At 59.1% G+C, this 14,263-nt stretch carries 12 protein-coding genes; 7 read left to right on the top strand and 5 right to left on the bottom strand.

What is annotated here, in order from left to right:
• The first annotated feature begins 14 nt into the window (after positions 1–14).
• The 5 genes from thiL to AC0V6K_RS11535 all read left to right on the top strand — a co-directional run bounded on the left by thiL (position 15) and on the right by AC0V6K_RS11535 (position 6,340).
• Positions 15–872, top strand: a complete 858-nt coding sequence (gene thiL / locus AC0V6K_RS11555) for a thiamine-phosphate kinase (RefSeq protein ID WP_472622379.1) — start codon at positions 15–17, stop codon at positions 870–872.
• 164 nt (positions 873–1,036) lie between these two features.
• A complete protein-coding gene (locus tag AC0V6K_RS11550; RefSeq protein ID WP_472622377.1) occupies positions 1,037–3,157 on the top strand; it encodes a sodium-translocating pyrophosphatase in 2,121 nt (706 codons plus the stop codon).
• A gap of 169 nt (positions 3,158–3,326) precedes the next feature.
• Positions 3,327–4,496, top strand: coding sequence for a GNAT family N-acetyltransferase (locus AC0V6K_RS11545; RefSeq protein ID WP_472622375.1), 1,170 nt, complete (start codon positions 3,327–3,329; stop codon positions 4,494–4,496).
• Positions 4,496–5,377 (top strand): cupin-like domain-containing protein, encoded by an 882-nt coding sequence (locus tag AC0V6K_RS11540; RefSeq protein ID WP_472622373.1) that lies wholly within the window; start codon positions 4,496–4,498, stop codon positions 5,375–5,377. Before AC0V6K_RS11545 ends, AC0V6K_RS11540 begins: the two co-directional genes overlap by 1 nt.
• A gap of 33 nt (positions 5,378–5,410) precedes the next feature.
• The gene (locus AC0V6K_RS11535; RefSeq protein ID WP_472622371.1) at positions 5,411–6,340 is read left to right on the top strand and encodes an acyl-CoA thioesterase; all 930 of its coding nucleotides are present in this window, start codon (positions 5,411–5,413) and stop codon (positions 6,338–6,340) included.
• A gap of 40 nt (positions 6,341–6,380) precedes the next feature.
• Here AC0V6K_RS11535 and AC0V6K_RS11530 read toward each other — a convergent pair whose 3' ends face one another.
• Complete coding sequence (locus AC0V6K_RS11530) at positions 6,381–7,199, bottom strand: universal stress protein (protein WP_472622369.1); 819 nt, start codon at positions 7,197–7,199, stop codon at positions 6,381–6,383.
• 138 nt (positions 7,200–7,337) lie between these two features.
• On the opposite strand from AC0V6K_RS11530, the gene AC0V6K_RS11525 reads away from it, so the two are divergent.
• Positions 7,338–8,840: a carotenoid oxygenase family protein gene (locus tag AC0V6K_RS11525; RefSeq protein ID WP_472622367.1), complete on the top strand. Its 1,503-nt coding sequence runs from the start codon at positions 7,338–7,340 to the stop codon at positions 8,838–8,840.
• Between the two features lie 103 nt (positions 8,841–8,943).
• Positions 8,944–9,555, top strand: a complete 612-nt coding sequence (locus tag AC0V6K_RS11520) for a superoxide dismutase (protein WP_472622365.1) — start codon at positions 8,944–8,946, stop codon at positions 9,553–9,555.
• Between the two features lie 60 nt (positions 9,556–9,615).
• Here the strand turns inward: AC0V6K_RS11520 and AC0V6K_RS11515 are convergent, their stop codons facing one another.
• From AC0V6K_RS11515 to AC0V6K_RS11500, 4 genes are all read right to left on the bottom strand, one after another.
• Positions 9,616–10,803 carry a flavin monoamine oxidase family protein gene (locus AC0V6K_RS11515; RefSeq protein ID WP_472622363.1) on the bottom strand — a complete coding sequence of 396 codons (1,188 nt, stop codon included), beginning with the start codon at positions 10,801–10,803 and terminating at the stop codon, positions 9,616–9,618.
• Between the two features lie 44 nt (positions 10,804–10,847).
• A complete protein-coding gene (locus AC0V6K_RS11510) occupies positions 10,848–12,452 on the bottom strand; it encodes an AbgT family transporter (RefSeq protein WP_472622361.1) in 1,605 nt (534 codons plus the stop codon).
• Positions 12,453–12,591: 139 nt separating this feature from the next.
• The gene (locus tag AC0V6K_RS11505) at positions 12,592–13,101 is read right to left on the bottom strand and encodes a hypothetical protein (RefSeq protein WP_472622359.1); all 510 of its coding nucleotides are present in this window, start codon (positions 13,099–13,101) and stop codon (positions 12,592–12,594) included.
• Positions 13,102–13,229: 128 nt separating this feature from the next.
• Complete coding sequence (locus AC0V6K_RS11500; RefSeq protein WP_472622357.1) at positions 13,230–14,252, bottom strand: DUF6607 family protein; 1,023 nt, start codon at positions 14,250–14,252, stop codon at positions 13,230–13,232.
• Positions 14,253–14,263 lie beyond the last annotated feature (11 nt).

The raw sequence follows: 14,263 nt of genomic DNA, 5'->3' as shown, positions 1-14,263 counted from the left end.
CTAAAGACTAGCGCGTGAACGAGTCCGAATTTCTCTCTGCCCTGCGCACGATGCCGCTGCACCCGGGTGCACGTGGCTTGCGCGATGATTGCGCGCTGATCGAGGTCGGGGGCGAAACGCTGGTCATCACGCATGACATGATGGCCGAAGACACACATTTCAGGCGCGATGCGGATTTGGCCGACGTCGCCTGGAAGCTCGTTGCCATGAACTTGTCGGATCTCGCCGCAAAGGGCGCAGAACCTCTCGGGATCTTGCTTGGCCATTCTCTCAGCCATGCGGACGAGCGGTTCCTGACCGGTCTGCGCGAGGTTTTGACGGTCTACAACGTACCAATCATGGGCGGCGACACAATCGCATCCACCGGCGCCAACACCTTCGGTCTGACGGCGATAGGCCGCGCCACCCATAGTCCCGTTCCGTCCCGCGGCGGCGCAGAGGCAGGCGATGCGCTCTACGTCACGGGCACGCTGGGCAAGGCGATGCTGGGCTTCGAGGGAGTTGAAGAGCACGTGGATGCCTTCAACCGGCCTCAACCAAAGCTTGAGGAAGGCCGGATTCTGGCCCCGCTTGTCAGCGCAATGATGGACATCTCGGACGGCCTGCTTCTCGATTGTTGGCGCATAGGCCATGAGAGCGACGCAACCATAGAACTCAGGCCGGACACCATTCCCGTCGCTGACCAAGATCGCATCGATGATTGTGTTCGTTGGGGCGACGATTACGAACTTCTTTTCACTGCCGCGCCCGACGTCAAACTGCCTGTTCAAGCAAGCCGGATCGGCACTGTAAAACCACGCGATGAAGCCCCATTGCTGTTCGGCGCAACCCCTATGAGATCACCCGCTTCACTAGGCTATCAGCACGGATAGAGCCTCTGCGGAGCCACCTATGTGCTCAAATCAGGTGAAAACGGCTCAAAACCGTCTTTTTCGGGCGGGATTCCGCTTGCCAGTGCTCGCTTACCGCCTATGACTACTCGCCTCGCGCCTACGGGAGACACAGGCGCTTTCCACGCATCAGAGGGGATTATTTCGTGGACCTAATTCTCATATCAATCGGGCTAGGTGCGCTTGCCGTCGTGTACGGCATCGTGACCAGCCGCCAAGTTCTCGGCGCAGACGCCGGGAACGCCAAAATGCAAGAGATTGCTGGTGCCGTCCAAGAGGGCGCGCAGGCTTATCTCAACCGTCAGTACACCACTATCGGCATCGTTGGTGTCGTCGCAGCGGTGGTTGTCGGGCTTTTCCTTGGCTATGTTCCGGCCATCGGCTTCGTCATCGGCGCGGTCTTGTCAGGTGTTGCGGGCTATATCGGGATGAACATCTCGGTTCGCTCCAACGTGCGCACAGCTGCTGCCGCTGAAAAGGGCCTGCAGGATGGTTTGACCATTGCGTTCCGCGCTGGCGCCATCACCGGCATGCTCGTTGCTGGCCTTGCTCTGCTCGCGATCGCGGTGTTCTTTTACGTTCTCGTCGGCCCAATGGCCATGGACGCAGATAGCCGCACCGTGATCGACGGTCTTGTCGGCCTCGCCTTTGGCGCGTCGCTGATCTCGATCTTCGCGCGTCTGGGCGGTGGTATCTTTACCAAGGCGGCTGACGTCGGCGCCGACCTTGTCGGTAAAGTCGAAGCCAGCATCCCGGAAGACGATCCACGTAACCCGGCCACCATCGCTGACAACGTCGGCGATAACGTGGGCGACTGCGCTGGTATGGCCGCCGACTTGTTCGAAACCTATGTCGTGACCGTTGGTGCGACGATGGTTCTGATCGCTCTCCTTTTCGGTGAGGCACTGGGTGACCTGCTGCTGCCTATGATGACGCTTCCGTTGCTCATCGGCGGCGCTTGCATCGTTACCTCGATCATCGGCACCTATTTCGTGCGTCTTGGCAACGGGACCAACGTGATGGGCGCGATGTATAAGGGCTTCATCGTCACTGCTGTTCTGGCAATTCCGCTGATCTGGATGGTCATCGCTCACGCGTTGGGCACTCAAGGCACCGACATGAACACAGTCATCGCGACTGGACCGGGCGGTGTGGAATTCCACGGACGTGACCTGTTCTACTGTTCGCTTATCGGACTTGCGCTGACCGGCGTCATCATCTGGATCACCGAGTACTACACCGGCACGAATTTCCGTCCGGTGAAGTCAATCGCCAAGGCTTCAGAAACGGGCCACGGCACCAACGTGATCCAGGGTCTGGCGATCAGTCTTGAATCGACCGCCCTGCCGACCATCGTCATCATCGCCGCCATCATTGGTGCGTACCAGTTGGCTGGCCTGATCGGTCTTGCCTTTGGTGCGACCGCGATGCTTGCACTCGCCGGCATGGTCGTCGCGCTCGACGCCTATGGTCCTGTAACCGACAACGCTGGCGGCATTGCTGAAATGGCTGGTCTGGACGAAAGCGTTCGCGAAAAGACCGACCTGCTCGACGCGGTGGGCAACACCACCAAAGCCGTGACCAAGGGTTATGCCATTGGTTCGGCTGGTCTTGCCGCGCTCGTTCTGTTCGCAGCCTACACCGCTGACCTTCGTGCATACTTCCCGGACGCCGAAGTCAATTTCAGCCTCGAGAACCCGTACGTGATTGTTGGTCTGCTTCTCGGCGCACTGCTCCCGTACCTGTTCGGTGCGATGGGCATGACCGCCGTGGGCCGCGCTGCTGGTGACGTTGTCGTCGACGTACGTGATCAGTTCGCGAATGACCCGGGCATCATGGCAGGCACCAGCCGTCCAGACTATGCCCGCACGGTGGACCTCGTGACTAAGGCAGCGATCAAGGAAATGATCATTCCGTCACTGCTTCCGGTGCTCGCGCCGATCGTGACGTACTACGTGATCTACCTGCTCGCTGGACAGAACGAGGCCTTCGCGGCACTCGGCGCTCTGCTTCTCGGCGTGATCGTCGGCGGTTTGTTCGTCGCGCTTTCCATGACCGCCGGTGGCGGCGCATGGGACAACGCGAAGAAGTACATCGAAGACGGCAATCACGGTGGCAAGGGCTCTGAAGCCCATAAAGCTGCTGTGACCGGCGACACCGTGGGTGACCCGTACAAGGACACCGCAGGTCCCGCCGTGAACCCGATGATCAAGATCACCAACATCGTGGCGCTGCTGCTTCTCGCGGCTCTCGCTGGAGCGCACTAAGCCTTCATCGCCTTTTTGGCCAAATTTGACCCCGCCGGGAGCAATTCCGGCGGGGTTAGTTTTTGCCCCTCGCTTGTCCCAATGCCGGACGGCATTCGGGGGCTCCATCCAATATTAAGGCGATTGTGCCATATGCCGCCTCCGCGCAAGAACCAGTGCGCCAAGGAGGATGAGAGCCATGGATCTGGCGGCGACGCCCGGATTTGATGACGTTCAATCGCTGCCCCGCACCCAGGCGGCAGCGACCGGAGAGCTGCGCCTGATCTCCGCTAAACAAGCAGTTGAACTCAAGTTTATCGAGCGCTGGCAAAACCTTGCCTCTGAAGCGAGCGAACCCAATCCCTTTTTTGAACCGTGGTGTCTCGTCCCGGCGCTAAAGCACTTGCACGATGACTCCCGTTTGGCGATCTGCGCACTTGTTGATGGTGGTCGGCTGCGCGGTTTGATGCCGGTCGAGAGAGCCACAAAATACTACGGCTATTTGCTGCCTCACGCTTCGACTTGGCTCCACTCTAATGCGTTTTGCGGCGCCCCATTGCTGGCCAAAGGATACGAGCAAGCATTCTGGCGCGCATTGTTTGAGCGCTTAGATCGCAAACCCCAGCGCGCAACATTTCTGCACCTTCCGCAATTGCCCGAGGATGGTCCCGCTGCAGAAGCCCTGCTTGCAGTAACCACGCATGAGGCGCGCGCCTGCGTAGAGGTTGAGGCTGGTGAGCGCGCGATGCTTTCATCCGACCACGATCCGGAAGCCTATCTGGAACAGGCGATGACAAAGAAACGGCGCAAGGAATTGCGGCGTTTGGCAAAGCGACTGTCTGAATGTGGGGAGCTGCGATTGGAGCGGCGCGCGGATCAAACCGGCATCCAGAAATGGATCACGGAATTTCTCGACCTCGAAGCGGCCGGATGGAAAGGCGAAGCTGGAACAGCGCTTGCCAACGCGCAGGCAACGCGTGACTTCTTCGAGGAGGCCCTGTTGCGTGCAGGTAAGGCCGGTCGATTGGAAAGACTGGCCTTGAGATTGGATGGCCGCCCTGTGGCGATGCTGGCGAACTTTGTCACACCGCCCGGAGTGTTCAGCTTCAAGACCACTTTCGATGAGGAATTCGCCCGCTTCTCACCCGGTTTGCTGCTTCAGATCGAGAACCTCGCATTGCTCGAACGCGGCGATGTGGAGTGGGCGGACAGTTGCGCTGTTGAAGGGCACCCGATGATCGAGAGGATCTGGCGAGAGAAGCGCCGGATTGTCAGCAGGAACGTTGCGATTGGCGGCGGCATGCGGCGCGCGCTCTTCAAAGGGCTGATGGCGTATGAAACAAGAGGGAGGGATGGCTGATGAACGCGCCCACGTCCAATCTTCCGACTACGCATGATGCGGCGAATGCCGTGTTCGATGCCCCTGCCCGCGCGCATTTCGCCACTCACTATCCAGAGGGGCCTCACCGCCTCTCGCACTCACTCAATCACCATCCACTGCTGGAGATTGGCGCTCTTGCGGCGCTCGCCGAAACGCTCCCTGAGAGTAGTGTCGAATACAACCGCGGTGATCTGCCAATTGGTGTCGATGGCAAGCCGGGAAGCACCGGACTGAGCATTGGTGAGACAATCCGCCAAGTGCAGAAGGCCAACAGCTGGGCGGTGCTCAAAAATGTTGAGCAATCGCCTGCTTACAGCGCGCTGCTTGACGACCTGCTGAGCGAATTGAAGCCTGAAATTGAATTGCGCACAGGCGCGATGCTGACACCGCAGGCCTTCATCTTCATTTCCAGCCCCAACGCCGTCACGCCTTATCACTTCGATCCCGAGCACAACATCCTGCTCCAGATCGCTGGCACAAAGACGATGACACAGTTTCCAGCGGGTGACGCGCGGTTTGCGCCTGACACCACCCACGAAAGCTATCACACCGGCGGCCCGCGTGAGCTCAGCTGGGATGACAGGCTGCGCGACTATGGCAGCGACTTCACCCTCTCCGCTGGACAGGCCGTCTATGTTCCCGTGATGGCACCCCATTTCGTGCGCAACGGTCCAGAAAGCTCGATCTCACTCTCGATTACATGGCGTTCCGCATGGAGTTACCGAGAGAGCGAGGCTCGTGCATTCAACGCGAAACTGCGCAGGCTTGGTCTGACACCAAGCGCGCCCGCTCGTTGGCCAGGGCAAAATCACACCAAGTCGCTCGCTTTTCGCGCAATGCGCAAACTCGGTCTCGCTTGACCTAATCCGCACCGCCCCGCATTGGCTGCTGCGATGAATGACACACCCACCAATGAACAACTGGTCGGCGGTCTAGTCCGCCTGCTGACTGTCGAGAAACGCGCGGCGGATGTCTTTGTGGGCAGTCCGCAAAAAGGCGGCGTGGGCCGCGTGTTTGGCGGTCAGGTTCTTGCGCAGGCGCTTCAGGCGGCACAGCTAAGCGTGCCCGAGGGCAAAAGCGCGCACTCGCTGCACGCTTATTTCCTACGTGGCGGTAAGGAAGGCCTGCCCATCGAATACCGCATCCAGCGTGATTTTGACGGGCGCAGCTTCGCCAATCGTCGGGTTGTCGCAGCGCAGGAAAATGAGGACGGGTCGTGCACCCCAATCCTCAACCTCACAGCCAGCTTTCAGGTGCCCGAAGATGGGCTGGAACACGTCGATAGCCCGATGCCCGATGTGGAAGGCCCCGATAGCCTCAAGCCGGACATGGAGATGCGCCGCATCATGGCGGACAAGATGGGCGACCGGCTGAGCGATGCGCAACGCGCGCTGATGCTACGCCCGCGCCCGATCGAAATGCGCACGATTGACCGGCTGCACTGGATGAACAGCGAACCGCGCGAACCGCGTGCGCATACCTGGTTCCGCACCGCCTCGCCCCTTCCCGATGATCCCGCGCTCCATCGCGCTGTCATCACCTATGCCAGCGATTACACGCTTTTGGGCACCAGTGCCCTGCCCCATGGCCTTTCGTGGATGCGTGGCGAGTTGGTCGGCGCCAGCCTTGACCACGCAATCTGGTTTCACTCACCCAAAGACAGGTATGCGCGCGCAGATGAATGGCTGCTCTATTGCACCGATGCCCCATGGTCAGGCGGCGGCCGCGGCTTTAACCGGGGGCGCATCTTCAATCAGGCGGGCGATCTCGTAGCCAGCGTCGCGCAAGAAGGCATGATGCGGAAACGGAAGGGCAAAAGCTAACCTTCCATCATCGCTACTCTCCAAGGCTCATCTTGAGCGCTCAATGCGCCATAAAGATCGGCAACTGCGGATTGGTGAGACTGCGGCGGGTCACACCACCCAGCAGCATTTCCGATAGGCGTGAGTGGCCGTAAGCCCCCATCACCATCACCGAACATTCGCGGTGCTGCGCGGCAGCGAATAGCGTTTCTGAGATCTTCGCATCGCCGCGCGGGACCTCGACGATCTCTGCCTCGATCCCATGCCGGCTGAGATATTTTGCGCCGGACGTGGGCGGGAAATCGAACCGCTGCTTCCTATCATCTTCGGACACGCAGGCGAGATACACTTTGCTGGCCAAAGACAGCAGCGGCACCGCACTGCGCAGTGCAACACAAGCTTCCGATGAGCCATTCCAGGCCACAAGAGCAGGCGCGGAAAGAACAAGGCTGGTAGTGGACCCCGGCACCACCAACACAGGGATCGGCGCGCGTAAAGTCAGCTCGCCGACCAATCGGGAAGGCCCACGGGAGCCCTCCTCCCCGACATCATGTGGCCCAACTACTATCAGATCATGCAAAGGCGATTGCTCGAGCAAGCGATGTTCGGCCATCCCGTAGAGAAACTGCCATTCCCAAGCGACATCTTCGTTGGCGAGATCGGTTTCGATCTTGGCGCGAAGTTTCTCAGCTGCTTCTTTGATGCGGGGCATGGCAGCGGCCAGTGCCGAGCCATAGAAATCGCCCGGTGCGAACACCTCATAACTCACCGCTTGCAAGCACGTGATATGCGCGCCTGTTGCGCGGGCTATGTCGAGAGCTGCTTGCATGCGCGCTTCCATGCATGCGTCATCATCAATGTGGAGCAGAATGGATTTCATGATTCGATTCTCCTTGTCCCAATGCACAAGGAATGATCGCAAATGTGTCGGCTTTCATTGATGCAGATCAAGTTTTGATCTGTTTCCCATTGGATTTTTCTGGGTTAGGCTAAACGGGCCTCTTGGGAGAGAAACGCGATGCAAGTCACACGCCATCCGCCGGTCAAAACGACACTGGAACCATCGAATCACCCTTACTTGAGCGGAGCATGGACGCCGCTTCACGAAGAGGTCGATGTTGAGGAGCTGGAAGTGATCGAGGGTGAGGTGCCTGCGGATCTTGATGGCATTTATCTGCGGAACACCGAAAACCCGGTGCATCAACCGCTGGGCCGCCATCATCCATTTGATGGCGACGCCATGGTGCATCAAGTCAGCTTCAAAGACGGCAAAGCGAGCTATCGCAACCGCTTCGTCCGCACTCAGTGCTTTGAGGCAGAGCAGATTGCGAGCGGCGCGCTTTGGGGTGGTCTGATGGACCCGCCCGCACTTTCCAAACGTCCCGGATTTGGCGCGCATGGCTCGCTGAAGGACACCGGTTCAACAGACATTATTGTCCATGCCGGTGTGGCCTATGCAACGCTGTATCAATGTGGCGAGGCATGGGCGATTGATCCGATCACGCTCGACAATCTGGGCAAGGCATCATGGGGCCCGCTCGATGGCGTGTCAGCGCACCCGAAGGTTGACGAGCAGACCGGTGAGCTGATGTTCTTCAACTATTCGAAGCACGCGCCCTACATGCATTATGGCGTGGTCGATCGGTCGGGACAGTTGGTGCACTACATTCCTGTCCCGCTACCCGGCCCGCGCCTGCCGCACGATATGGCGATCACCAAGAACTGGTCGATCCTGAACGACATGCCGCTTTTCTGGGACGAAGAACTGCTCAAGCGTGATATTCATGCGGCGCGCATTCACGAAGGCGTGCCCACCCGCTTCGCGCTTATCCCGCGTCACGGCAAGACCGAGGCAATCCGCTGGTTCGAAGCCTCACCCACCTATGTCCTGCACTGGACGAACGCTTGGGAAGATGGCGATGAAGTAGTCTTGGAAGGCTATTATCAGGACAAGCCTATGCCCGACCCGATCGAGGAAGCGGGCGAATACAGCCATATGATGGCCTTCGTAGACGAGCATTCCTTCCAGTGCCGTTTGCACCGCTGGCGCTTCAATCTGAAGACGGGCGAGACAACTGAAGAGCGCCTGTCGGACCGGATCGTCGAGTTCGGGATGATCAACCCCGATTACCTGATGGAGAAGAGCCGGTATTTGTGGTCCACCACCACGCGTCCCGGCTGGTTCCTGTTCAACGGCTATGTGAAACACGACACACAGACGGGCGAGGAACAGGTCTTTCAGCTGCCCGACGGCGTCTATGCCAGCGAAAGCCCGATGGTGCCACGCAAGGGCGGGTCGGGAGAAGAAGACGACGGCTATCTCGTTACCTTCCTGATCGACGAGAATAAGGGTACATCCGAATGCGCGATCATGGATGCGCGCGACGTGACAAAGGGACCGATTTGCCGCCTCGCCCTGCCGCACAAGATTTCGAGCGGCGTGCATTCCACGTGGGTGGAACACGCCCAATTGCGTGCCGATGCCGCTTTCAAACGCGGAATGATAGGGCTGCATTATTGAGCAAGCTGTAAAACGCCCTTTTTCCAAGAGGCGTTGCAACCTATATCGCGCACACGCATTGGTTTCACAGACGGTTCAAAACCCCAAACACAGAGGGACTACCATGGCTTTCCAACTGATCGATCTTCCATACGCAGACACCGCGCTCGCTCCGGCAATTTCGGCCGAGACTCTGTCATTCCACCACGGCAAGCACCACAAGACTTACGTCGACAAGATGAATGCCGCCATCGAAGGCACCGCACATGATAGCGCCGCGCTTGAAACCGTTGTATCCGACGCACGCGGCAGCAATCAGGGCCTGTTCAACAACGCGGCACAAACTTGGAACCACGCGTTCTACTGGCACTCGCTGACCGGCGAAGCCACGTCGCCTTCGGCTGATCTTGCTGCCAAGATCGATGAAGCATTCGGCTCGATGGATGAACTCAAGGCCCAGCTGAAAGCACGCGGTGCGGGTCACTTCGCCAGCGGCTGGGTGTGGCTGGCCGAGAAAGACGGCAAGCTCTCGATCGAGGAAACCCATGATGGCGACACGCTGGCGGACAGCGGCTTCAACCCGCTGCTGACCATCGATGTGTGGGAGCACGCCTATTACATCGATCACCGCAATGCGCGCCCGGCCTATCTTGAGGCTGTGGTCGAAGGGAAGCTCAACTGGGCCTTCGCCAGCGACAATCTCGCACGCGGCTCAGCTTGGACCTATCCGGTCTAAGCAACCGCTCTACCAACAGCAAAAGGCCCGGATCGCACATCGCGGTCCGGGCCTTTTTCGTCAAACTCGAAAGGCATTTCGTAGCGTCGCAGTGGCCAGTTCGACCAGAACTTCATCGCTCTCCTCCGCGAGAGAATACGCCGCAGAGCCACCATTGAGCCCGACTATGACAGGTTCATCGATATACCTGCCGAGATTGAACCACTGATTGAAATGACCGCGCGGAAGGTCGTTCTCTGGTGTGTAAATCCACGTCGCATCGACATCCCAGAATGCGTCCTCGAACTTCAAGCACAGCTTGTCGAGGAGACCAAATCCGACACGCTCAATGGCGCTGAGTTTCGCGGCAGGAAGCGGGGGATCGAACTCTATGCTACCGCTTTTCAGAACGCCGAGCGGCACGGTGACGATGACCGCATCAAAGGTCTGCGCGGCACCGTCAGCGAAGGAAATTTCAACGCCGTCGTCACCATAGCTGGTCGATTGAGCCTGGTTGTTTAGCTCGATCGAGTATTCGCCTTCTAGAGCTCTAAAGATCTCAGAGTAGCCGCCCGGAAAGGTAACATCGGGCCCTTCGAAACCATCGGTATCGGCGAAGCCAGCTTCGGCAAGCCAGTCCTTATCGGCACCATAGGCGACCTGAATTTCGTTCTCGTCAAACAGCCAACTGGGTGTCGAGAAAAGCCCCAACTTTTTGCCCTCACCGCCCCACACGCTGTAGCCGTCGCGAGTGCGATCACGCTTGAGCTCCAATGCATCGGCCAACTCGGTCAGCGGGTTGCCCTTTATTCCGTGGATCCATGCAGCCCCAAGGTCGAGAGGCAGACCGAGGTCGGAATTCGACCAGATACGTCCGCCAATCCGGTCTCGCGCTTCTAGAACGGTGACCTTGCGTCCCTCGCTGGATAGCGCCTTTGCAGCAGCGAGCCCGCTCATCCCTGCTCCTATCACCGCGACCGACTTGGCCGGGCGCTTCAACACATTTGCGGCGCATGCCTTGCCCGACAGATAGGCGGCATGGACTGTGGAGTTGAGCCGGTCTGATACCGCCTCTCCGGCGAAGAACAGCCGCTCCCCAACGGGCTTTGCAAGCTCGGCATAATCTGATCGACTGGTGCCCTTAGCAAAGTACGAATAGGCACCGAGAGCGAAGGGATCCTTGCTCCAATTGGTGCGCAGATACCCGACCAAGCCAGCGTCGTTTGGCTCGCTTTCTTTCCACTGACCACACGCTGCCGATGCCGTCATTGCCGATACTCCCGCGACGAATGCTCTGCGATCCATCGAATGCTTCAGCCCGGCATCGTGTAATAGGTTGGCGATCCCGGACCTACCGGAATGCCGAGGACGAAGGTCCAGAGATAGAAAAAGATCGACCAGAAGAAGATGAAGAACATCGAATAGGGCAGCATCATCGCGATGAGCGTGCCCACGCCGAGGTTTTTGTCATACCGCGTTGCCCAGGCGAGGATCAGGCCGAAATAGCTCATCATCGGAGTGATGATATTGGTGGTGCTGTCGCCAATACGGTAGGCCGCCTGGATCGCTTCGGGCGCATATCCGATCAGCATCAGCATCGGCACAAAGATCGGCGCGGTCACCGCCCATTGCGCGCTCGCACTGCCGAGTGAGAGGTTGATCATCGCGCACAGCAGGATGAACAGGAAGAACACCGCCGGACCGGTCATGCCGGTCTCGACAAGGAAGTTCGCGCCTGTCACCGCCGTGATTGCACCCAGATTGGTCCAGCCGAAGAATGCGACGAACTGCGCGGCAAAGAACACCAGCACGATGTAGAGGCCAAGCGAGGACAGCGCTTTTGCCATCGCATCAATCACGTCGCGGTCGGTCTTCATCGTTCCCACCGCGCGGCCATAGGCATAACCGAGCGTCACGAAGAAGATGAAGATCCACACCACGAAGCCGTCAAAGAACGGGCTGTCGATGCGGTCTCCGTTTTCCGGATTGCGCAGCACGCCCCATTCGGGGACCAGCACCAAAGCCATCAAGCCGAGCACGCCAAGCAGCGCGATGCCCGCCCAGCGCAGGCCCTTCTTCTCGTCCGCGCTGACCTCATCCATCATGCGATCATCGAGGATAGTCTCATCCGCGCCCGAGGCATCATACTCACCCAGCTTCGGCTCCACGATGTAGATCGTCGTCAGTGAGCCGATGATGGTGATGAGGAAGGTCGAGGCGAACATGAAATACCAGTTCGCGGTGGCAACCACGGTGTAGTCCGGATCGATCAGCTGCGCGGCTTCTTGCGTGATGCCGGCAAGCAGCGGGTCGATAGTACCGATCAGCAGGTTCGCGCTGTATCCGCCCGAAACCCCTGCAAACGCCGCCGCCATACCTGCGAGCGGATGCCGCCCGAGGGCATAGAAGATCGCGCCTGCCAGCGGGATCAGGACCACATAGCCAACTTCCGAAGCGGTGTTCGAGACGATACCGGCGAACACTATGGCCACCGTCACCAGATGCTTGGGCGCGCCGAGCACCATGCTGCGCACCGCTGCCGAAAGGAGCCCCGAATGCTCCGCCACACCCACGCCCAGCATTGCCACAAGCACCACGCCGAGCGGCGCAAAGCCGGTGAAGTTGTCGACCAATCCGGTGAAGATGCGCCGTATCCCGTCGCCATCCATCAGGCTCACGGCGCGGATCATCCCGTCCTCAGCCACACCCTTGGCGCCCAAAGGACGCGGGTCCTCGACCGCAACGCCCAGATAGCCAAGCAAGCCCGAGAGCAGCACAATCCCCACCGCCAACAACGCGAACAGCGTCACCGGATGCGGCAGAAGGTTCCCCAGCCATTCAACCCCGTCCAGGAAACGGGTGAAGGCGTTACGCTTGCCTTCCTTATGCTGCTCTGCCGTTGCGGGAAGTTCGCTCATGGATGCTCCGAAATGGGTGATTTGCCCCTGCATAGGGACGCGCAGATGAACAGAAACCGATAACGCGCACATACCGCTTGGCAAGCTTTGCTTCGCGCAAGGGTGATACACCTACGCGAGTTTTGAAGAGTGTGACTTTTCACTCGCTTGCCCATGCGCGCACCTGCGCCGCTGCCCTGTCGCTGCAGCGAAGCAGCATCAAAAGCGCATCATTATCAGCCATTTGCCTCACGCCCATATAGCGCCCGCCGCGCAGGATCACCCGCCACTTGCCAGTTTCGACACGCCACTCCAGCTCGCGAAGTGTGACTTTCCGATTGGGCTTTAACGCCGCCAGCGCTGTCTCCCGCGCGGCCAAGAACCGCTCCAACCCCGTTTCGCTGGTTCGCACGGCAAGCGCCATATCCCAAACTGCAGCAAAGCCCTGCGCACCGGGCCGCTCGCGCAGGCGATACGCGGTCTCGCGCGCCATTGAGACTTGCCGCGCCGCCTCGGCCACCGAGCGGGTTTGCGCCAGCCAGCCAATAAACTCCGCCTGCCGGCGAGGCGTCCATCCGTCAGCGCGCGGACGGGCTTGCACCGCATGGAACGGCGGGAGTTGGAGCGGTGGCATGGAAGGAGACGTGCGGCGCGCAGTGTAGTGCTTCATCCGCTGGGTATGGGTGAGTGTGGCGGATGTAGGAAAGGGAGGAGACTTTGTCCGTTTGTGAGGGTGGAAGCGGACGTTTGCGCCCGTTAGCCAAAACTGGTCAGACGCAAATGCCCCTTCGGCTTCGATCAGTATCCAGCATCCTTAGCCTGCTTTCTGAAATGCGCAGTTTTTGGAGCACTGGTTGCGCCTGAAATAAGCTCCTGTGCCTTAGTAATCGCGGCAGCCTCTTTGATTTCACCTTTCTGAATGGCGGTGCCCATGTTGAGCAATTCCATGCTGATGACTGTCCCGGCATTAGCTTCCTCGGTGACAGTAATGCCGCCGTTCTTTGACAAGGCCGTATCCCATGCTGCGCGAACCGCAGCCCAATAGGTCGAACTGGCTTTCCAATATTCATCGGCCGCACTGACAGGGTAGCCGTCAAACTTAGTGTATGTGTTGAGCACGCTTTCCTGCACGTAGGGCACAGCCTTGCCGTCCACCCACTTCATCTTGGTATTGTCTTGCCAGTGTATCCAACCGCCGGGCATGGGCTGATGCCGGTTGATCGACTTGTAGTGGTCATAGACAGGGTTGCGGGTCGCATCGCGACGGGCGAGAGGGCGGACCGTCCAGCTTGAACGCCACCGTCGCACGCCGTTCGTGGTTTGCCATTGCCCCCATGCTGCGTAACGTGGGCTGTCATCGACTTGATAAACCGTCTGCGACCAGCGTCCTTTGCGCAAGCGTTCAGGAACATCCTGCAATTCCCATGTGCTCGGCGCTGTGTATGCGAGAATTTGGGTCGGCTCGTATTCCCAATCCTGACGCCAGTGCTTCACAACGAATGGATTTTCCTTTGGTCCCACGACCAGAAGATGCTGGAGCACAATTTTGCGACCGTTGTCTTCGATAACGCGGACGCTTTCGTGGCCTCCTGACATCTTGGGATCGATGGGAGTGTAATCTTCGCGCCAACTTGTGGTTTCCTTCATGTCGAAGGTCACCTTGTAGTCGCCCGCCATGGCGAGAATGTCTGCGCGGTCGGCCGCAAACGAGGCTTGTTCTACCTCCGCAGTGCGTCCGGTAATCGGATCGTCCGCCAAAGCCGGTGTGCCGACCAGAGCGAGAGCGGCCATTGCGCCGCTGATAAGTGCGTTTTTCATCATAGGAATGTTCC

Source organism: Erythrobacter sp. S43, from assembly GCF_057364955.1.
This window is presented reverse-complemented; position numbering and strand designations above follow the sequence as displayed.

Bases quoted from the DNA above. Each gene is read 5' to 3' on its own strand.
- AC0V6K_RS11505 (WP_472622359.1), bottom strand. From the start codon at position 13,101: ATGAAGCACTACACTGCGCGCCGCACGTCTCCTTCCATGCCACCGCTC.
- AC0V6K_RS11500 (WP_472622357.1), bottom strand. From the start codon at position 14,252: ATGATGAAAAACGCACTTATCAGCGGCGCAATGGCCGCTCTCGCTCTG.
- AC0V6K_RS11530 (WP_472622369.1), bottom strand. From the start codon at position 7,199: ATGAAATCCATTCTGCTCCACATTGATGATGACGCATGCATGGAAGCG.
- AC0V6K_RS11520 (WP_472622365.1), top strand. From the start codon at position 8,944: ATGGCTTTCCAACTGATCGATCTTCCATACGCAGACACCGCGCTCGCT.
- AC0V6K_RS11510 (WP_472622361.1), bottom strand. From the start codon at position 12,452: ATGAGCGAACTTCCCGCAACGGCAGAGCAGCATAAGGAAGGCAAGCGT.
- AC0V6K_RS11545 (WP_472622375.1), top strand. From the start codon at position 3,327: ATGAGAGCCATGGATCTGGCGGCGACGCCCGGATTTGATGACGTTCAA.
- AC0V6K_RS11515 (WP_472622363.1), bottom strand. From the start codon at position 10,803: ATGACGGCATCGGCAGCGTGTGGTCAGTGGAAAGAAAGCGAGCCAAAC.
- AC0V6K_RS11525 (WP_472622367.1), top strand. From the start codon at position 7,338: ATGCAAGTCACACGCCATCCGCCGGTCAAAACGACACTGGAACCATCG.
- AC0V6K_RS11535 (WP_472622371.1), top strand. From the start codon at position 5,411: ATGAATGACACACCCACCAATGAACAACTGGTCGGCGGTCTAGTCCGC.
- AC0V6K_RS11540 (WP_472622373.1), top strand. From the start codon at position 4,496: ATGAACGCGCCCACGTCCAATCTTCCGACTACGCATGATGCGGCGAAT.